The following is a 19,650-nucleotide window of genomic DNA, read 5'->3' as shown; positions in this document are numbered from 1 at the left end:
GTCGGGTCAGTGGCAGGGCGGCACACTGGCGTGGTGGACAGGGACTCCGTGGACGTGCTCCTCATCGGTGGTCGGGCCGGGTCGGGGAAGACGACGGTCGGCTGGGAGGTGTCGGCGCGGTTGGCCGCCGCCGGGGTCGCCCACGCGCTCGTCGAGGGCGACCTCCTCGGGCAGGTCCACCCCGCTCCCGACGGCGACCCCGACCGCGTGGGGATCACCGAGCGCAACCTCGCGGCGGTGTGGCGCGCCTACGCCGAACTCGGCTGCCGCCGCCTCGTCTACACCAGGACCGTGTGCGTGCTGCCGGAGTACGGGGACATGGTCCGGCGCGCGGTGGGAGTGTCCGAGGGGTCCGAGGCGTCCGACGCGTCACGGGTGCGGCTGATCCGCGTCCTGCTCACCGCCTCCGACGAGACCGCCACCGGCCGGCTGGTCCGCCGGGAGCTGGGATCGCGCCGGGACGCGGAGCTGCGCACCAGCGCCCTGAAGGCCCCGATGCTGGACGCGCGGGCACCGTCCGACACGGTCCGTGTGGCCACCGACGGCCGCACGGTCGTGGACGTGGCCACGGACGTGGTGGCGGCCACGGGCTGGCTCGGCGCGCGCTGAAGCTCGTCCCGCCCGGCCCGTCGTCCCGGTGACGCCAGGCTCCGCGTGCCGCTACGGACGCGCCTCGCGCCGGGACGTCGCGGCGAGGGAGCCGAGGAGCGCGAGCGCCTCGGCGCTGCGGGAGCCCGGGGCCGCGTGGTAGATGACGAGTTCCTGGCCGGGGGCCGCGCGGACCTCGAAGGTCTGCATCGTCAACGTCAGCAGGCCGACGTCGCGGTGGTTGATCCGTTTCCGCGACAGCGTCTTGCCCTGGGCCTCGTGGCGGGTCCACAGCTCGGCGAACACGGGGCTCTCGGCGAGGAGTTCGTCGAGCACCCGACGCACCCGGGGGTCGTCGGGCGCCATCCCGTGGCCGAGCCGGAAGCCGGCCACCGCGCCGCGGGCGACCTCGTCCCAGTCCGGGTAGAAGCTCTGGGCCTCGGGGTTGGTGAAGATGCGGTACATGTGGTTGCGCGAGTGGGTCCAGTCGTCGAAGAGGGCGTCGGCGATCGCGTTGGACGCGAGGACGTCGTAGGCGCGGTTGTGGACGACGGCCGGGTTGTGGGGCCAGGCGTCCATGAGCGCCAGCAGGCTCGGATCGACGCGGCCGGCGGTGGGGAGGGCCGCGCGGGCGCGCGGGCCGAGCCCGGCGAGCCGGTACAGGTGCTGGCGGCCGTCCTCGTCCAGGCGGAGCGCGGCGGCCAGCGCCTCGACGACCTGAGGGGACGGCGTGCGCTCCCGTCCCTGTTCGAGGCGGACGTAGTAGTCGACGCTGACGCCGGCCAGCAACGCGACCTCCTCACGCCTGAGGCCCGGGACCCGGCGCGGGCTCAGGCTCTGGACGGGGAGGTTCACCTCGTCCGGTGTGAGGGCGGCGCGTCGGGCGTTGAGGTAGGCGCCGAGTTCGGAGCGTGGCATGCGACCAGGCTAGGCCGAGGTCCGCCGGTCGTGCCTGGGTGCGTCGCACCCAGGGGAGCGGCGGCCTCCCGCGCACCCCGGCGGGCGGGACAGGCTCGACGCCATGACGACACCGACGACACCGACGACACCCACGACGCAGACATCGCCGACGACGCCGACGACACGGCCGACGGGGACGGGACCGACAGCCGACCGACCGGACGGCAAGGTGGTGCTGGTCACCGGTGCCAGCAGCGGCATCGGCGAGGCGATCGCCGCCCGCCTCGCCGCCGAGGGCCACCGCGTGGTGGCGGGCGCGCGGCGGCTGGACCGGCTGGAGGCGCTGGCGGAGCGGACCGGCGGCGGAGTGGACCCGGTGCGGCTCGACGTGACCGACCGAGCCGACGTGGAGGCCTTCGTGGCCGCCGCCCGCGCTCGCCACGGCCGCGTGGACGTGCTGGTCAACAACGCCGGGGTCATGCCGCTGTCGCCCCTGAGGGAGCTGCTGGTCGAGCAGTGGGAGCGGATGCTGGACGTCAACGTCCGGGGCCTGCTGTACGGGATCGCCGCCGCGCTGCCGGTCTTCGCCGAGCAGGGTTTTGGGCACTTCGTCACGGTCGCGAGCATCGCCTCCCACCAGGTGGTGCCGACGAGCGCCGTCTACTCCGCCACCAAGCACGCGGCGTGGGCCGTCACCGAGGGCCTGCGGCTGGAGTCCGATCCCTCGATCAGGGTCACGACCGTCTCGCCCGGGGTGGTCACCTCCGAGCTCGCCGACACGATCACCGACCCGCGCACCGCCGAGGCGATCCGGCTCTACCGCGCCCACGCCATCGAGCCCGACGCGATCGCCGGGGCGGTCTCCTACGCCCTCGCGCAGCCGGCTGACGTGGACGTCAACGAGATCGTCGTCCGGCCGGCCCACCAGCGCTGAGCCGGGGCGGGCCGTTCACCGCGCGCCCGCCCCCCGGAGACATTCCGATAATGCACATGTCACATCCACAACATCCGTGTAGTTGACACTCGTCTCTCACGCACGCGCGGCGGTAAAACCCCGCGGGGCGGGGTGTCTTCCTACTATGAGAAGAACACCGAGAGCACCAGTACCACGGAAAACACCACTTTCCCGGCGCGGAGCCCTCACGGCCACGGCGGCGGTCGCCGCCGTGGCGTTGACGGTCACGCTCACCGGGTCCGTCGACGCCAGCGACGTGCCGGCGGCCGCCGACGCCGGCGGCACGGCCACCACCGCAGCCACCGCCGTCGCGGCGAAGGCCCCGACCATCGTCACCCTCGTCACCGGCGACCGCGTCCTGCTCGACGCCGACGGCGCGGTCACGGGGCTGGAGCGCGTCCCGGGACGGGAGTCCGTCCCCGTCCAGGTCCTCACCGACGAGGCGGCCGGGCAGAGCTACGTCATCCCGGCCGACGCCCAGCCGCTGCTCGCCGCCGGCACGCTCGACCGCCGGCTGTTCAACGTCACGGAGCTCGCCCGCGCGCCCTACCGCTCCGCCGCGCAGGTGCCGCTCATCGTCACCTACGCGGACGGCACCGACGGGCCGACCGTCCGCGGCGAGGTGTTCGCCGGAGGCGACGGACCCGAGGTCGCCGCCACGCTGGAGTCCACGGGTGCCGAGGCGCTGCGGGTGACGGCCGACGACGCCGCCGCCACCTGGCGCGCGCTCACCCGGACCACCGAGGAACAGCCGCTGGCCGCCGTCCCCGGCGTCGAACGCATCGCGCTCGACGCGCTCGCCGAGGCCACCCTCGACCAGAGCGTGCCGCAGATCGGCGCCCCGGCGGCGTGGGACGCCGGCTTCGACGGCACCGGCACCACCATCGCCGTCCTCGACACCGGCGTCCACGACGAGCACGACGACCTCTCCGGCGACAAGGTCGTCGCCGAGGAGAACTTCACCGAAACCGCCGACACCGGCGACCCCTACGGACACGGCACCCACGTCGCCTCCATCGCCGCCGGCACGGGCGCCCACGCGGGCGGCGCGATGAGCGGCGTGGCCCCCGGCGCCAGCCTGCTCAACGGCAAGGTCCTCGACGACGCGGGCCAGGGCTTCGAGTCCGGCATCATCGAGGGCATGGAGTGGGCGGTCGACCAGGGCGCCGACATCGTCAACATGAGCCTCGGCTCGATGGCCACCGAGGAGATCGACCCGCTGGAAGCCGCGGTCGACTCCCTCTCCGCCTCCTCCGACGCGCTGTTCGTCGTCGCCTCGGGCAACGCCGGGCCCGCGCCCGGCAGCCTGAACAGCCCCGGCACCGCCGACGCCGCGCTGACCGTCGGCGCCGTCGACGACGCCGACCAGGTGGCCGGCTTCTCCTCGGTCGGCCCCCGGATGCGCGACGGCGCCGTCAAGCCCGACGTGACCGCCCCGGGCGTGGGGATCGCCGCCGCGTCCTCGCCCGGCAGCGTCGTCGAGGAGGGCGGCACCCCGGCCGGCGACGGCTACGTCGCCATCGACGGCACCTCCATGGCGGCGCCGCACGTCGCGGGCGCCGCGGCGCTGCTGGCCCAGGCCCGGCCGGAGTTGACGGCCGAGCAGCTCAAGTCCGTGCTGGTCGGCTCCACCCAGCCGACCGAGGGCCACACCCCGATGCAGCAGGGCACCGGACGCGTCGACGTGGCCGCCGCCCTGGCGCAGCGGGTCGTCACCGAGCAGTCGTCGCTGAACTTCGGGCGCACCGAGTGGCCCCACGAGGACGACGAGCCGATCGCCCGCGACCTGGAGTACACCAACCTCACCGACGAGCCCGTCACGCTCCACCTCACGGTCGAGGGAACCGACCCCTCCGGCGCACCCGCGCCCGAGGGCATGTTCACCACCAACCTCCACCACGTCGTCGTGCCGCCGGGTCAGACCCTCTCCGCCGTCGACGTCGTCGCGGACACCTCCGTCGAGGGGCCGAACGGCGTGTACACCGTCGCCGTCACCGCCACCGAGATGCTCGCCGACGGCTCCGACGGGGAGATGACCATCCGCACCGTCGGGTCGGTCCACCGGGAGGTCGAGAGCCACGACCTGTCCGTGACCGCCACCGGGCGGGACGGCACCCCGGCCGAGGACTGGTACGGGATGGCCGTCGACCTGGAGACGTTCACCTTCCACCTCCTCGACGGCGGCGCCGAGCTCACCGAGCGGCTGCCGGCCGGCTCGTACCTGCTCCAGGCGAACTTCCCGCTCTACGACTCCCCCGGCGAGCTGATCACGGGCCTGGACTGGCTGGTGCAGCCGGGCCTCGCCCTCACCGAGGACGTCGCGCTCACGCTCGACGCCCGCGACGCCGAACCGGTGGAGGTCACCGTGCCGGACGCCGGTGCCGAGCCGGTCGACCACAACCTGAACCTCACCATCCGCGAGGACGGCGGCAGCTTCGGGTTCGGCGTCGGCTGGTACGCGGGGCCGATGACGCGGGGCCTCGCCACCGCGCAGCTCGGCGGCCTGCACGAGGGCTGGGCCGGCGAGTCCTCCCTGAGCGCGGCCTGGCGCAACGGCGACCGGTGGTACCACACCGCCGCCGGCCGCGACGGCGAGCTGTTCACCGGGCTGACGAAGGAGGTCAGCGAGGCGGACCTGGCGCGGATCTCCACCGGCCTCGGCGGATCGCTGCCCGACCGCACGGCCTCGCTGGCCGTCGTCGGCACCGTCAACACCATGGTCAACCACCACTACGGGCCGGTGGGGCAGACCAGGGAGGTGTTCGTGGACGCGGCCGCCGACCGGTGGAGCTTCGACTTCCTCCAGGCCGACCCCGTCGGCGCCGTCGACGCGTACTACCGCACCGCGCCCACGGACTACCAGGCCGGTCAGGAGTACGCGGAGCCGTTCAACGTCGGGGTCTTCGGCCCGCTGCTGTCGCCGGACGCGGGCAGCGGCGTCTTCCGTGAGGGCGACACGCTCAGCGCCATGACGTACCCGTTCGCCGACAGCGCCGGGCACCTCGGCGGCAGCGAGTACGTGGGCGGCCACACGACGCTCTACCGCGACGGCGAGGAGTTCGCCTCGGCCGAGGACGTCATGGACTTCGTGACGTTCGAACTGCCGCCGGAGGAGGCGGAGTACGAGATCGTCAGCACGGTCAACCGTGAGGGCATCGCGAGCGACGTCACCACCGAGGTCACCCTCTCCTACCGCTTCACCTCCGCCCGGCCCGAGGGCGGGGAGCGGGTGACGCTGCCGGCCAGCGCGGTGCGCTTCACACCCGACCTCGCGCTGGACAGCACCTCGCCCGCGGGCGAGACCGTCACCGTGCCGTTCACCGTCCAGGGCTCGGCCGAGGGCGACAACCTCGCCTCGCTGACCGTCTCCACCTCCGTCGACGGCGGCGAGACCTGGCAGGAGGCCCCTGTCACCGACGGCACCGTCCGGGTCACCAACCCGGCCGCCGGCGGCAGCGTCTCCCTGCGGGCCGAGATCGTCGACACCGCGGGCAACGCCACCACGCAGACCATCGTCGACGCCTACCGCACCAGCTGACACGCCGGCGTCGGTTTCCAGGGCCCCGGAGTGCGGGGGCACGGTCGAAGCCCTGGAAACCGACGCCGGGTGAGGCCCTGCGCGGTCAGGCGTCGAGGCCGCCGCGGCTGACGAGCTGGCGCGCGATCACGTTGCGCTGGATCTCGTTGGTGCCCTCGCCGACGATCATCAGCGGGGCGTCGCGGAAGTACCGCTCGACGTCGAACTCCGTGGAGTAGCCGTACCCGCCGTGGATGCGCAGCGCGTTGGTCGCGATCGTCAGCGCCGTCTCCGAGGCGAAGAGCTTGGCCATGCCGGCCTCCATGTCGACGCGGCGGCCCGCGTCGGCCTCGCGCGCGGCGTGGAGCGTCAGCTGGCGGGCCGCAGTGAGGGAGGTGGCCATGTCGGCGAGGTAGTTGCCGACCGACTGGTGCTGCCAGAGGAACCTGCCGAACGCCTCGCGCTCCTGGGCGTACGCCAGGGCGTCCTCCAGCGCCGCGCGGCCCACGCCGAGCGCGCGGGCGGCGACCTGGAGCCGCCCGGTCTCCAGCCCCTTCATCATCTGGGCGAAGCCCTGGCCCTCGACGCCGCCGAGGACGGCGTCGGGACCGGCGCGGTGGTCCTCGAAGGCCAGCTCGCAGCTCTCGACGCCCTTGTAGCCGAGCTTGGGCAGGTCGCGCGAGACCGTCAGGCCGGGCCCGTGCTCCACCAGCAGCGTGGAGATGCCCCGGTGGGCGGGGGTCGCGTCCGGGTCGGTCTTGCACAGCAGCGCGATCAGCTGGGAGCGGCGGGAGTTGGTGATCCACGTCTTGGTGCCGTTGACGAGGTACCCGTCGTCGTCCCTGCGGGCGACGGTCCGCATGGCCTGGAGGTCGGAGCCGCCGCCGGGCTCCGTGAGGGCCATGGTGGCCCGGCACGCGCCGGTGGCCATGGCGGGCAGGTAGCGGTCGCGCTGCGCGTCGGTGCCGAAGTGCAGCAGGAGCTTGGCGACGACCGTGTGCCCGCCCATGGCGCCGGCCAGGCTCATCCAGCCACGCGCGAGCTCCTCGGTGACCAGCACGTAGCAGGAGGTGGAGACCGGGGTGCCGCCGTACTCCTCGGGGATCGCGAGGCCGAAGACGCCGAGCTCCTTCATCCGCTCGATCAGCGCCTCGGGGTAGACGTTGCCGTGCTCCAGCTCCCGGACGACCGGTCGGACGTCGCGGTCGACGAAGTCGCGGACGGTGTCGACGACGTACCGCTCCTCGTCGGAGAGGATGTCGAGCGTGCTCATGGTGCGGGTGCTCCTTGCGGGCGAGGGCGTGCGGGGATGACGGGGTGGGCCGGACGGGACGGGGACAGGGCCTGGTCGGGTGGGGCCGGGCGGCGCGGGTGTCAGACGACGCCCTCGGCGCGGAGGCCGTCGACGGCGGCGGCGTCGTAGCCGAGTTCGGCGAGGATGCTCCCGGTGTGCTCGCCGAGAGCCGGGACGGGGTCCATGCGGGGGGTGACCCCGGCCAGGTCGACGGGCGGCAGCAGCGCCGGCACCCGGCCGCCCGGGGTGCGCACCCACCGCCAGCGCTGGCGACCGGCCAGCACGGGGTGGTCGAGGAAGCGCTGGACGGAGTTGACCTCGGCGTGGGCGATGCCCGCCGCGTCCAGCAGTCGTGACGCGGGCCCGCTGTCCAGCGCGGCGAGGCGTTCGGCGACGATCGCGTTCAGCTCCGCGCGGTGCGCGACGCGGGCCGGCCCGGTGGCGAAGCGGGGGTCGGCGACGAGTTCGGGCCGGCGAAGGACCTGTTCGCACAGGGCCGCCCACTCGCGTTCGTTCTGGACGGCGAGGAGCACCTCGCGGCCGTCGGCGGCGGGGAAGGCGCCGTAGGGCGCGATCGTGGCGTGGTGGGTGCCGATCCGCGGTGGCTGGGTGCCGCTGTGGCGGGTGTAGTACGCGGGCTGGCCGAGCCACTCGGCCAGGGCCTCGAAGAGGGAGACCTCGACGGGTCGCGCGACGCCCGTCGTCGCGCGGGTGTACAGGGCGGTGAGGATGCCCGTGTGGGCGTACATCCCGGCGGCGATGTCGGCGATGGAGACGCCGACGCGGGCGGTCTCCCGTGCGGTGCCGGTCAGCGACACGAGCCCGGTCTGGGCCTGCACGAGCAGGTCGTAGGCCTTGCGGTCGGCCCACGGCCCGGTGGTGCCGTAGCCGGAGATGGTGCACGGGATGAGGGAGGAGTGGCGCCCGGTGAGCTCCCGGGTGGCCAGGCCCAGGCGGTCGGCGGCGCCGGGCGCGAGGTTGTGCACGAGGACGTCCGCGCCGCGCAGCAGCCGCTCCATCACCTCGCGGCCGGCCGGCGCCTTGAGGTCGAGCGTCAGGGACTCCTTCGAGCGGTTGAGCCAGACGAAGTAGCTGGACTCGCCGTGGACGGTGGTGTCGTAGCGGCGGGCGAAGTCCCCGCCGTCGGGCCGTTCGACCTTGACGACCCTGGCGCCGAGGTCGGCGAGCTGGCGGGTGGCGAACGGGGCGGCCACCGCCTGCTCGACGCTGACGACGGTGACGCCGGAGAGCGGACGCTCGCTCATGGGATGCGACCTCCTTGGGGACGGCCGGGAGAACGCCTTCCGGGGTGTCCCGCGACGGTGGTCCATCATGGACACTCATGAGTGAAGCTGTGAAATAACAAGTTCATATGACCCCATGCGGGGGGCGAATGCGGGGAGGGACGCGATGGACGTCAGGCAGCTCAGGGCGCTGGTGACCGTGGCCGAGGTCGGCAGCGTGACGAGGGCGGCGGAGCTGCTGCACCTGGTGCAGCCGGCGGTCACCCGGCAGATCCGCACGCTGGAGCAGGAGCTCGGGGTGGCGCTGTTCGAGCGGACCCGGCACGGCATGCGGACCACGGAGGCCGGCGCGATCATGGTCGACCGCGCCCGCCGGGCGCTGACCGAGCTGGAGCGCGCCAGGGCCGAGGTCCAGCCCACCCCCGGCGTCGTCAGCGGCATCGTCACCGTCGGCCTGCTGGAGAGCGCGACCGAACTGCTGGCGGAGCCGCTGGTCTCCGCCGTCGCCCGCGACCACCCGGGCATCGAACTGCGCCTGATGACCGCGTACTCCGGGCACCTCCAGCAGTGGCTCGACGACGGGGACCTCGACCTCTCGCTGCTGTACAACCTCGCGGGCAGCCCCTCGCTGAACGTGCGGCCCCTCGCGGAGGAGCGGCTGTGGGTCGTCGCGCCCGCCGGCGAGGGCCTGCGGGCCGAGGACCCCGTGCCGTTCGCGCGGGTCGCCGCGCAGCCGCTGGTGATGCCGGCGGCCGGGCACGCCCTGCGCAGCCTGATCGACGCGGCGGCGGGCCGGGCGGGGGTGGAGATGACCATCGTGGTGCAGACCAACTCCCTGCGGCTCCAGAAGCAGCTGGTCGGGGCGGGCCACGGCTGGACGGTCCTGCCCGGCGTCGGGATCGCGGAGGACGTCGCGCTGGGCAGGCTCAGCGCCGCGCCGCTGAGCGAGCCCGAGGTGTGGCGCTCGATCGTGCTCGGCACGCCGAGGACCGGCCGCACGCCGCCCGCCGTGACGGTCGTGGCCCGGGAGGTGACGCGTCAGCTCGCCGTGGCGGTGCGCCAGGGGCGGTGGCCCTCCGCGCGGCTGCGGCCCTCGCGGGGCGAGACCGAGGAGGAGCGGGCGGCGGGCAAGGGCTGAGGCGGATGCCGTCAGCGCATGGCTCCATCACGGCTTTCTATTGTCCAACTCCAGCTATCAGCTCACATGATGGTTGTCCGAGCGCCCCACCCCGACCCCAGGACGAACCATGGAGCAGGACACGAGCCCCCTGGCGGCACACGTCGCGGACTGGCACCCGACCCCGGTGACGGAGAGGGACCCCCTGCCGCCGGGTCCGGTCGCCGCCCTCTCGGCGGTCCTCGACGAGCCGGCGCCGGTGGCCGCGGCGGGCGAGGCGCTGCCGCCGCTGTGGCACTGGCTCCACTTCCTCCACTGGCCCGCCCAGCGCGACCTCGGCCCGGACGGCCACCCCTCCCACGGCCACTTCCTGCCGCCCCTCCCCCACCGGCGGCGCATGTTCGCCGGCGGCCGGTGCACCGTCGAGGCGCCGCTGCGCCTGGGCGAGCCCGCGGAGCGGACCACCGAGCTGCTGAACGTGACGGCGAAGCGCGGCAGGAGCGGCGATCTGCTGTTCGTGACCCAGCGTGCCACCTACCGGCAGCGGGGCCGCACGTGCCTGGTCGAGGAGCAGGACATCGTCTACCGCTCCGGCGGCGGCGCCCCCCGCGTCGATCCGCCGGCCGGGGACCGCTCGGCCGCGCCGACACCACCCCCACCGCCGGCACCGCCTGTGCGGCCAGAACCGCCGGCACCGGACGGCCCCTGGCACCGCGCGCTGCGCACCGATCCGAGCCTGCTCTTCCGCTTCAGCGCCCTGACCGCCAACGCCCACCGCATCCACTACGACGCGCCGTACGCCCGGGAGGCCGAGGGCCATCCGGGCCTGCTGGTCCACGGCCCGCTGCTGGCGCTGCTGATGCTGGAGCTCGTCCGGCGCGAGGCCCCGGAACGCCCCGTGCGCTCGCTCGCCTTCCGGCTGCGCGCGCCCGTCGTCGTCGGCGAGCACCTGCTGGCCTGCGGCGCCCCCACCACGGACGGCGCCCGGGCGTGGATCGCCACCCACCGGCAGCCGCGGCACGCCACGGCGGAGGTGGTGTTCGGATGACGGCCGCTGCCCCCTCCCCCGCCGCACCCGAGGGAGCCGACGCGTTCGGCGACGCCGCGGCGTCCCTGGCCACGGCCCGCGGCCTGCTGTTCGTACCGGGCACCCGCCCCGACCGCTTCGCCAGGGCCGCGGCGTCCGGCGCCGAGATGGTCGTCATCGACCTGGAGGACGCGGTCGCGCCGGAGGAGAAGGACGCCGCGCGCGCCCACGCCGCCGACTGGCTGGCGCGCGGCCACCGCGCGGTGGTCCGGATCAACGCGCCGGGCACCCGGTGGTTCGACGACGACCTCGCCCTCGTGGCGGAGCACGAGGGCTGCCCGGTCATGGTGCCCAAGGCCGAGGACGGCGCCCGCCTCGCGGAGATCGCCGCGCGCACGCGGGGACGTTCCCCCCTCCTCGCGCTCGTCGAGACGGCGGCGGGCGTGGAGCGGGCCGGTGAGGTGTGCGCCGCGGCCGGCGTCGTCCGGGCGGCCTTCGGCAACGTGGACCTCGCGGCGCAGCTCGGCGTCGCGCACGACGACCACACCGCGCTGCTGTACGCCCGTTCGCGGCTGGTGTCCGCCTCGGTGGCGGCCGGCCTTGGCCCGCCGCTCGACGGCGTGACCACCGCGCTCGGCGACCCGGCGGCGCTCGCGGCCGACGTCGCGCACGCCCGTCGCCTCGGCTTCACGGGGAAGCTCTGCGTCCATCCCGCGCAGCTGGCCGCGGTCTCCGCCGGCTTCGCCGTGTCCGAGGGCGAACTGTCCTGGGCGCGAGCCGTCCTCGCCGCCGGGGACGCGGTCACGACGGTCGATGGCCAGATGGTCGACAAACCGGTACTGGCGCGCGCCCGTGCGGTGCTGGCACGGGCCCGCGTGGACGACGCCGCGCGCGAACGCGCGTGAAGCGCGCGTAACCCGCAGGTCATCGGCCCACAACACGCGACGCGGAGGGTGGCTGGGCACGCGGCGAATTCGCCGCGACGAAATTTGTCCCGTGCGCTTGTCGACCGCTCACGGCTGCGCTACGGTCCTGGATTACCGACTTAAGTGAAGTACCCAACGTAGCTTGTATCGGCCTCTCGCAGGCCCCAACCGCCGCCGTGTAGCGGGCGGTTACCCCGATGGTGTCCACCGAGGACCGCCGGCCGAGACGGCCAGCGGAGAGTCCCGTTCCCACACGTTCCCGTCGCGTCGGCCCAACGCCGCCTACCCCGGCCCGCCATGCCGGCTCCCGCCGCACCCTCCGAACGCGTCCGCACGTGCCGAACCGCCCACACCCGTGAGCGCGGTGTCCACCGTCAAGGACCCGGCGGTCAGTGACGTTAGGAGTGTTCCAGCATGGATGACCGGGTGCTCGTCGAGCACGTCTCGAAGACCTTCACACTCCGGCGCGGTCGTGCCCAGGAGGAGGTCAGGGCGCTGGACGACGTCTCCTTCGCCGTCGGGGACGGGGAGATCGTCGCCCTGACCGGGCTCAGCGGCTGCGGCAAGACCACCCTGCTGCGCATCATCATGGGCCTGGAGACCGCCTCCGCGGGGCGGGTCGCCGTCGGCGGCAGGGACGTCACCGGCTGCGGACACGACCGGGGGCTCGTCTTCCAACACGCGGAACTCATGCCGTGGCGCACCGCCCTCGGCAACGTGGAGTTCGGCCTGGAGGTCCAGGGCGTGTCCAAGCAGGAACGCCGCCGGATCGCCATGGAGAAGCTCGACCTCGTGGGCCTGGCGAAGTCCGCCGACCGCCGCCCCGCCCAGCTCTCCGGCGGCATGAAGCAGCGCGTCGGCCTCGCCCGCGCCCTCAGCATCGACCCCCAGGTCCTGCTGATGGACGAGCCGTTCGGCGCGCTCGACGCCCACACCCGCGAGGCGCTGCAACTGGAGGTGCTCCGCATCCACCAGGAGACCGGCAAGACGATCATCTTCGTCACCCACGACCTCGACGAGGCCGTCCTGCTCGCCGACCGCGTCGTCCTGATGTCACCCCATCCCGGCCGCGTCCAGCAGATCTTCGACGTCCCGCTGCCCCGGCCCCGCGGCGACAGCGTCGAGCTGCGCCGGCGCCCGGAGTTCGCCGAGACCCGGTACGAGATCTGGCAGGCCCTCATGGCCAACTCGCCCGACAAGGCCCACTCACCCCAGAAGGAGGCGGCGTGAGCTCCCCGAGCACCCACTCCCCCAGCACGGTCGACCACGGCGCCGCGAGCAAGGCGGCGGCGCGGCCGGCGAACACGACCCCCCGCAGGCCCACGACTCCCCGCGGCGCGGCCCGCGGGACGTGGTGGATACGGCCGAACCTGGCGGCGGCCCTGGTGTCGCTGCTGGTCGTCGGCACCGCGTGGGAGCTCATCGGGCGTCAGATGAACCCGATCTACACCTCCTACCCCTCCGCCATCGCGGAGGCGTTCGGCGAGATGGTCTCCGACGGCACCCTCGTGGAGGCCATCGGCGACAGCATGCGGCCGATGCTCACCGGCTTCCTCCTCGCCGCCGCCGTGGGCATCCCGCTCGGGCTGCTGATCGGCCGGTACCGCTGGGTGGAGGCGACCATCGGCTTCTACGTCACGGCCGGGTACGCCACTCCCCTGGTGGCGCTGATCCCGCTCTTCCTGGTCTGGTTCGGGCTCGGCTTCAGCATCAAGGTCGCGATCGTCGTCCTGATGACGGTCTTCCCGATCGTCATCAGCACCTGGTCGGGCGTCCGGGCCGTGCCCCGGCCGATGATCGAGGTCGGCAGGTCGTTCGTGGCCTCCGAGTGGGCCATCATGCGGAAGATCATCGTGCCCTCCACGCTGCCGCACATCATGACCGGCCTGCGGCTGGGCATCGGCCGCGCGGTGATCGGCATCGTCATCGCCGAGTTCTTCACCGCGATCGGCGGCCTGGGCGGCATCATCCTCACCTCGGGGCAGCGCTTCGACACGGCGTCGATGTTCGTGCCGGTCATCGTGCTGATGGTGCTCGGTGTGGGGCTCACGAACCTGGTGGGCTTCCTGGAGTCGAAGATCGCGCCCTGGCAGCGGCAGACCAGTGGCGCCAGGGACGATGGCTGACCCCGTCGCCCCCACCGCCGAGGCCCACGGCGGCGAGGTCCACGGCGGCGACGCCCGCGCCGCCCTCGCCCGCCTGGCGAGCAACGTCGCGGTGATCACCGCCTACGGCGAGGGGCGGCCCCACGGGCTCACCGCCAACGCCTGGGGCGAGGCGCACGACCCGCCGATGGTCCTGGTGACCCTCGGCCGGGGCTCCCGGTCCCTCCCGCTGGTCCTGGCGGCCGGCACGTTCGCGGTGAACGTCCTCGGGGCGGACCAGGCGGAGCTCGCCCGCCGCTTCGCGCGGCGGGAGCGCGAGGCCGGTGAGCGGTTCGCCGGCCTCACCCACCACCCGGTGCGGGGCGCGCCCGTGCTGGAGGGCTGCGTGGCACGCCTGGTGGCCCGCGTCGCGGACACCGTGGCGTTCGGAGCCCACGAGATCGTCACCGGCCACGTGCTGTGGTCCGACCGCGGCGGCGCGGGCGCGCCACTGCTCTTCTACGACAACGCCTTCGGGCGCTTCACCACCACCGCGCGCACGGCCTGGCGGGCCGGCGCCGAGAACGAGGACGTATGAGGCAGGCAACCAAGGGGACCCGAGCACGCGGAACGGCGGCGCTCCTCACCCTGGCGACGCTGGCCACCGTGACCGCCTGCGGCGCGGGGGCGGAGGCAGGGGAGCCGATCACGATGCGGCTCGGCACCCCCACCGCCAACGACATCCAGCAGGCGGTCCTCCAGCGCTTCGCCGAACTCGTCGCCGAGGAGAGCGAGGGCCGCGTCGAGGGCGAGGTCTATCCCGCCAGCCAACTGGGCGGCAACCAGCAGATGCTGGAGCTCGTCCAGGTCAACGGCATCCAGGGCACCACCCAGCCCAGCGGCTTCTACGCGCCGTTCGCACCGGAGTTCGGCGTCCTGGAGCTGCCGTTCCTCTTCGAGGACGCCGAGCAGCGCGACGCCGTGCTGGCCGACGACGCCGCGATGGCACCGATCAACGAGGCGGCCGAGGAACGCGGCCTGCGGGTCCTGTTCCACTACTCCTCCATCGAGGGCGGCCAGGGGCTGGTCTCCAACACCCCGATCCGCTCCGCCGCCGACCTTCGGGACCTGAAGATCAGGTACTTCGGCGGGAAGGAGCAGGCCGAGTCCTTCGAGAGGTGGGGCGCGGGCGCCGTCTCGATGCCGCTCACGGAGACCTACACCTCGTTGCAGCTGGGCATCATCGACGCCACCGCCTCGGGCAAGGAGGTGTACGCGGCGGCCCGCTTCTACGACGTCGCCCCGTACTTCGTCGAGACGGGACACAGCTCCCTCGTCCTGAACCTCACGCTCTCGAAGGAGTGGTACGACTCCCTCCCCGAGGAGCTGCGCGGCGCCGTGAACCGCGCGGCCGAGCAGGTCGAGGCGGAGATCCCGGCGATGCGCGCCGAGTTCGCCGCCCAGGCCGACGCGGCGATCGCGGCCTCCGGCACGGCCGAGGTGATCGAACTGCCCGAGGCGGAGATCGACCGGCTGCGCGAGCTCGTCGAGCCGGTCCGCGAGGACCTGGCCTCCGACCCCGACACCCGCGACGTCCTGCGATCGCTGACCGAGGACAGGTGAGCACCCCCGTGAGAACCCTGACCCGACGGCTGCTGCCCGGCGTGGCCTCCGTCTCCTCCGTGCTCGCCGGTGCGTGCCTGACCCTCGCGATGCTCGGGCTCGTCGCCACGGCCGCGCTGCGGTACGTCTTCGGCGGCTCCTGGCCGTGGCTGGACGACCTCCAGCACTGGACGCTCGCCTGGACGACGTTCCTCGGCGCCGCGGCCCTCGGCCTGCGCAACGACCACATCGCCATGGACGCGCTCTCCGGCAGCCTGCCGCCCCGGGCACGCCGGGTGCTCGACCTCCTCGGCACGCTCGTCTGCCTGGCCTGCGCCCTGCTGCTGTGCTGGCTCGGCTGGGTGTCGCTCGACATCGCCGCGAGCTACGACCAGCGCTCCGTCAGCGGCACCTTCCCCAGCTGGATCGGCCAGGCGGCCGTTCCCGTGGGGTGCCTGCTGATGGCCCTGACCCTGACGCACCACGCCGGGCGCCTGATGCGTCACGGCGCCGACGAGCCGGAGCCCGAGGCGGGCCCGGCCGCCGGCCAGCCGCACGAGGAGACCCCGCAGTGATCTTCGCCGTCCTCGTCATCGCCGTTCTCCTCATGCTGGCGGGCGTGCCGCTGTGGGCCGTCCTGTTCACGAGCTCCTTCGCGGGCCTGGTCCTCAGCGACCTGCCGATGGAGGTCGCCCCCCGCGTGATATCCAACAGCCTGGACAACTCCGTGCTGCTGGCCGTCCCCGGCTTCGTCTTCGTCGGGGAGCTGTTCGTCCGCAGCGGGATGGCCCAGCGGCTGGTGGACTGGATCACCTCCCTGACCGGCTGGATCCCCGGCAGCCTGCCGATCACCACCGTCACCACCAGCGAACTCTTCGGCGCCATATCCGGATCGAGCCCGGCCACGGTCGCGACGATCGGCCGCACGCTCCAGCCCGCGCTCATGGAGCGCGGCTACGGTGAGCGGTTCAGCCTCGGCCTGATCACCTCCAGCGGCGCGATCGCCATCATCATCCCGCCGAGCATCGCGATGCTGGTCTACGGCGTCAGCTCCAACACCTCCGTCGCCGACCTCTTCCTGGCCGGCGTCATCCCCGGCGTCCTCGTCGGCGTCGCGCTGACGGCCTACGGCGTCTGGTACAGCCTGCGCCATGCCAGGGACACCCGCGTCCCGTTCGAGTGGCGGAAGGTCGTCTCCACGGCGCGGCGGGCGGTCCTCGCGCTGGGCGCGCCGCTGGTCATCTTCGTCGGCATCTACGGCGGCTTCGTGACGCCGACGGAGGCGGCGGGCGTCTCGGCCCTCTACGTGGCGGTGGTCGCGCTCGGGGAGCGGTCCATCGGCCTTTCGGGGCTGTTCGCCTGCGCCAGGGAGGCCGCGGTGCTCACGGCGAAGATCTTCGTGATCGTCGCCTCGGCCGCGATGCTCTCGTTCGTCCTGACGATCAGCGGCGTGCCGCAGGACCTCGCCTCGCTCGTCGGCGGCGACAAGCCCGCCTGGGTGACGATGCTGCTGGTCCTGCTGGTGCTGCTGGTCGCCGGCATGTTCATCGAGCCCACCTCGGCGATGGTGATCTTCACGCCGCTGCTGCTGCCGGCGGCGCGGGCCCAGGAGATCGACCCGGTCCACTTCGGTCTGGTGATGACCGTCGCGGTCGCGATCGGGATGTTCACCCCGCCCTTCGGGCTCAACCTCTTCGTCAGCCAGAGCATGTTCAAGGTCTCCTCGGGGCTGTTGGCCCGCGCCGTGATGCCGTTCGTGGCGCTCAACGTCCTGGTGCTGGTGCTGGTGGCGTACGTGCCCGACCTGTCGCTGTGGCTCCCCGACCGACTGTGACGCGCCAGGGCCCACCGGCCGACGGGCGCCGGACGACGACGCCACGTCACCGCGCCACACCGAACGTTCCACGACACACCGCACGAGCCAGAAAGGCGGACACCAGATGACACGCGGCTGGGACAGGTTCCTGACCGAACGGGACCAGAAGGTCTTCGCGAAGGCCGGATACGGCGCGCGGGCGGGCTTCGGCCGACGACCCGTGCTGATGGTCATCGACGTCAACAGGAACTTCTGTGGCGACCGGCCGCTGCCGATCCTGGAGTCGCTCGACACCTGGCGCAACACCTGCGGCGAGGAGGCGTGGGAGGCCATCCCCCACATCCAACGGCTGCTGCGGGCCGCCCGCGCCCGACGGATCCCCGCCGTCTACTCGACCATGGCGACGGCGCGGCCCGACGGCTGGGACAGGGGCCGCTGGCCCGACAAGAACCGGCGTGGCCGGGAGGACCACACCGTCCACCGGGAGGACGGCGACGCCATCGTGGCCGAGGTCGCCCCGGTGGACACGGACATCGTCATCGCCAAGGCCAAGCCGAGCGTCTTCCACGGCACGCTGCTCGCCTCCTACCTGACGGACCTCGGCGCCGACTCGCTGATCGTCACCGGCACCACCACCAGCGGCTGCGTCCGCGCCACCGTCGTCGACGCGTTCTCCCACAACTACCGGGTGGCGGTCGTGGAGGAGGCCACCTTCGACCGGGGTCAGGCCTCGCACTGGATGAGCCTGTTCGACCTAGACCAGAAGTACGCCGACGTCGTCGGCACCGAGGAGACCGTGGCCCACCTGGAGAGCCTGCCGGACGACCTGTTCACCGCGCGGATGCCCTCGCTCGCCTCGTCCCCGGCGCCGGACGGCGGGGACAGCGGAGGCGACGGCGGCGGCACGGGGGAGCCCCGATGACGTACCCCTACGACGACCTCCGCCAGTACCTCGCGACGCTCGACGACGACGGGCTGCTGGTCACGGTCAGGGAGCCGGTGAACAAGGACACCGAACTCGTGCCGCTGGTGCGCCTCCAGTTCCGCGGCCTGCCCGAGGAACAGCGCCGCGCGTTCCTCTTCGAGAACGTCACCGACAGCCGGGGCCGCGCCTTCGACGCCTCCGTCGCCATGGGCACCTTCGCCCCCTCCCGCCAGGTGTACTCCCGGGCGCTGGGCGCCGAACTCGACCAGGTCGGCGAGGTGTGGCAGCGCGCCCTGGCCTCGCCCCTCGCGCCGCGCCTGGTGGCGAACGGCCCGTGCAGGGACGTGGTGCTGCGGGGAGGGGAGGTCGTCGAGGCGGGTGGGGTCGACGCCTTCCCGCACCCGGTGTCAACGCCGGGCTTCGACAACGCGCCCTACCTCACCTCGCCCTACTGGGTCACCCGCGACCCCGAGGACGGCACCTACAACGTCGGCACCTACCGGGGCATGGTCAAGGGACCCGACCGGGTCGGCCTCCAGATGGACACCCCGAGCCAGCACATCGCCGTCCACCTGCGGAAGGCGTTGCGCCTCGGCCAGCCCCTCCAGGCCGCGATCGTGATCGGCGCCGTGCCGGCCGTCGGCCTGGCCAGTGTGCAGAAGCTGCCGTACGGCACCAGCGAGTACGAGGTGGCGGGCGGGCTCATGGGCCGGCCGCTGGAGGTGGTGCGCTGCGAGACCGTGGACCTCACGGTGCCCGCCACCGCGGAGCTGGTGATCGAGGGCACGATCGACCCGCGGGCGCTGGCGCCCGAGGGCCCGTTCGGCGAGGCCAGCGGCTACCTCGGCCCCCGCACCCACTCCCCCGAGCTCAGGGTCACGGCGATCACCCACCGGCGCCGGCCCGTCGTGCAGGCGTTCATCAGCGAGTTCCCGCCGAGCGAGTCGACGCTGATGCGCAAGATCGGCTTCGAGAACGTCTACCGCCGCTTCCTGCGGCAGGCGTGCAACATCGGCTCGGTGCGGGACGTGTGCTTCTACGAGATGGCGACCTGCAACATGATGTTCGCCATCCGGCTGCGCGACCCCTCCCCCGGCCAGGCGTGGCAGGCGCTGTACGCGGCGGCCGGCTACGAGCCGTCGATGGGGAAGATCATCGTCGCGGTCGACGACGACGTCGACCCCGAGGACCTGGGCGCCCTGGTCTGGGCGTTGAGCTTCAGGACCCAGCCCGCGCGGGACATGCGGATCATCGACCACCGGCTGCCGCGCCTGGACCCCTCGCTGCCGGCCCAGCCCGGCGTCGAGGTGCGGGCCGAGGGCTCGGCGATCCTCATCGACGCCACCCGCGGCGGGCCCTACCCCCCGACCTCGCTGCCGACCGAGCCGTACATGCGCGAGGCGGCACGCCGCTGGGAGCACCTCGGACTGCCGCGGCTCGACCTGCGGGAGCCCTGGTTCGGCTACGAACTCGGGCAGTGGTCGCGGGAGAACCGGCAGGAGGCGACGCTGGCGGTCGAGGGCCGGTACCTGGAGACCGGGGCACGCCTCGTGCCGCGGGAGGACGAGCCCGGTCAGGCCGGCGCGGGCGCGTGAGCACGCGCCCGAAGCGGGGAGCGGGGCGGCGGACGCCCCACCGACGACGCGGAACGCCCA

General features: G+C 73.5%; 17 protein-coding genes. 14 read left to right on the top strand and 3 right to left on the bottom strand.

The window, feature by feature from the left end:
* Window positions 1-33 precede the first annotated feature (33 nt).
* Window positions 34-609 carry a hypothetical protein gene (locus ACTWP5_RS06815; RefSeq protein ID WP_443219831.1) on the top strand — a complete coding sequence of 192 codons (576 nt, stop codon included), beginning with the start codon at window positions 34-36 and terminating at the stop codon, window positions 607-609.
* A gap of 51 nt (window positions 610-660) precedes the next feature.
* Here ACTWP5_RS06815 and ACTWP5_RS06810 read toward each other — a convergent pair whose 3' ends face one another.
* Window positions 661-1,506, bottom strand: coding sequence for a helix-turn-helix transcriptional regulator (locus ACTWP5_RS06810; protein ID WP_443219830.1), 846 nt, complete (start codon window positions 1,504-1,506; stop codon window positions 661-663).
* A 103-nt stretch (window positions 1,507-1,609) separates the two neighbouring features.
* On the opposite strand from ACTWP5_RS06810, the gene ACTWP5_RS06805 reads away from it, so the two are divergent.
* Window positions 1,610-2,422, top strand: a complete 813-nt coding sequence (locus ACTWP5_RS06805; RefSeq protein ID WP_443219829.1) for an SDR family oxidoreductase — start codon at window positions 1,610-1,612, stop codon at window positions 2,420-2,422.
* Between the two features lie 232 nt (window positions 2,423-2,654).
* On the top strand, window positions 2,655-5,981 hold the full coding sequence (locus ACTWP5_RS06800) for a S8 family serine peptidase (protein ID WP_443219828.1): 3,327 nt from the start codon (window positions 2,655-2,657) through the stop codon (window positions 5,979-5,981).
* Window positions 5,982-6,066: 85 nt separating this feature from the next.
* On the opposite strand, the gene ACTWP5_RS06795 is transcribed toward ACTWP5_RS06800, so the two are convergent.
* Together ACTWP5_RS06795 and ACTWP5_RS06790 are read right to left on the bottom strand one after the other, a co-directional pair.
* Window positions 6,067-7,233, bottom strand: a complete 1,167-nt coding sequence (locus ACTWP5_RS06795) for an acyl-CoA dehydrogenase family protein (RefSeq protein ID WP_443219827.1) — start codon at window positions 7,231-7,233, stop codon at window positions 6,067-6,069.
* A 101-nt stretch (window positions 7,234-7,334) separates the two neighbouring features.
* On the bottom strand, window positions 7,335-8,519 hold the full coding sequence (locus tag ACTWP5_RS06790; protein WP_443219826.1) for a CaiB/BaiF CoA transferase family protein: 1,185 nt from the start codon (window positions 8,517-8,519) through the stop codon (window positions 7,335-7,337).
* Window positions 8,520-8,664: 145 nt separating this feature from the next.
* Between ACTWP5_RS06790 and ACTWP5_RS06785 the strand changes: the two genes are divergently transcribed.
* From ACTWP5_RS06785 to ACTWP5_RS06735, 11 genes are all read left to right on the top strand, one after another.
* Window positions 8,665-9,636, top strand: a complete 972-nt coding sequence (locus tag ACTWP5_RS06785; protein ID WP_443219825.1) for a LysR family transcriptional regulator — start codon at window positions 8,665-8,667, stop codon at window positions 9,634-9,636.
* Window positions 9,637-9,745: 109 nt separating this feature from the next.
* Window positions 9,746-10,663, top strand: a complete 918-nt coding sequence (locus ACTWP5_RS06780) for a hypothetical protein (protein WP_443219824.1) — start codon at window positions 9,746-9,748, stop codon at window positions 10,661-10,663.
* Window positions 10,660-11,547 (top strand): HpcH/HpaI aldolase/citrate lyase family protein, encoded by an 888-nt coding sequence (locus tag ACTWP5_RS06775; RefSeq protein WP_443219823.1) that lies wholly within the window; start codon window positions 10,660-10,662, stop codon window positions 11,545-11,547. Before ACTWP5_RS06780 ends, ACTWP5_RS06775 begins: the two co-directional genes overlap by 4 nt.
* 435 nt (window positions 11,548-11,982) lie before the next feature.
* Window positions 11,983-12,798 carry an ABC transporter ATP-binding protein gene (locus tag ACTWP5_RS06770; protein WP_443219822.1) on the top strand — a complete coding sequence of 272 codons (816 nt, stop codon included), beginning with the start codon at window positions 11,983-11,985 and terminating at the stop codon, window positions 12,796-12,798.
* On the top strand, window positions 12,795-13,694 hold the full coding sequence (locus ACTWP5_RS06765) for an ABC transporter permease (RefSeq protein WP_443219821.1): 900 nt from the start codon (window positions 12,795-12,797) through the stop codon (window positions 13,692-13,694). The genes ACTWP5_RS06770 and ACTWP5_RS06765 overlap by 4 nt, the downstream gene beginning before the upstream one ends.
* Window positions 13,687-14,250 carry a flavin reductase family protein gene (locus tag ACTWP5_RS06760; protein WP_443219820.1) on the top strand — a complete coding sequence of 188 codons (564 nt, stop codon included), beginning with the start codon at window positions 13,687-13,689 and terminating at the stop codon, window positions 14,248-14,250. Before ACTWP5_RS06765 ends, ACTWP5_RS06760 begins: the two co-directional genes overlap by 8 nt.
* Window positions 14,247-15,275 carry a TRAP transporter substrate-binding protein gene (locus ACTWP5_RS06755; RefSeq protein ID WP_443219819.1) on the top strand — a complete coding sequence of 343 codons (1,029 nt, stop codon included), beginning with the start codon at window positions 14,247-14,249 and terminating at the stop codon, window positions 15,273-15,275. The genes ACTWP5_RS06760 and ACTWP5_RS06755 overlap by 4 nt, the downstream gene beginning before the upstream one ends.
* An 8-nt stretch (window positions 15,276-15,283) precedes the next feature.
* Complete coding sequence (locus tag ACTWP5_RS06750) at window positions 15,284-15,829, top strand: TRAP transporter small permease (protein ID WP_443219818.1); 546 nt, start codon at window positions 15,284-15,286, stop codon at window positions 15,827-15,829.
* Window positions 15,826-17,088, top strand: a complete 1,263-nt coding sequence (locus ACTWP5_RS06745) for a TRAP transporter large permease (RefSeq protein ID WP_443219817.1) — start codon at window positions 15,826-15,828, stop codon at window positions 17,086-17,088. The genes ACTWP5_RS06750 and ACTWP5_RS06745 overlap by 4 nt, the downstream gene beginning before the upstream one ends.
* Window positions 17,089-17,194: 106 nt before the next feature.
* Window positions 17,195-17,992: an isochorismatase family protein gene (locus ACTWP5_RS06740; RefSeq protein ID WP_443219816.1), complete on the top strand. Its 798-nt coding sequence runs from the start codon at window positions 17,195-17,197 to the stop codon at window positions 17,990-17,992.
* Window positions 17,989-19,590 carry a UbiD family decarboxylase gene (locus tag ACTWP5_RS06735; protein ID WP_443219815.1) on the top strand — a complete coding sequence of 534 codons (1,602 nt, stop codon included), beginning with the start codon at window positions 17,989-17,991 and terminating at the stop codon, window positions 19,588-19,590. The genes ACTWP5_RS06740 and ACTWP5_RS06735 overlap by 4 nt, the downstream gene beginning before the upstream one ends.
* The last annotated feature ends 60 nt before the right edge of the window (window positions 19,591-19,650 follow it).

The sequence above is a fragment of the Streptomyces sp. 4N509B genome, assembly GCF_052245655.1.
GTDB lineage: Bacteria > Actinomycetota > Actinomycetes > Streptomycetales > Streptomycetaceae > Streptomyces.
The sequence above is the reverse complement of the archived record's forward strand: the minus strand, read 5'-3'. Positions and strand labels throughout refer to the sequence as shown.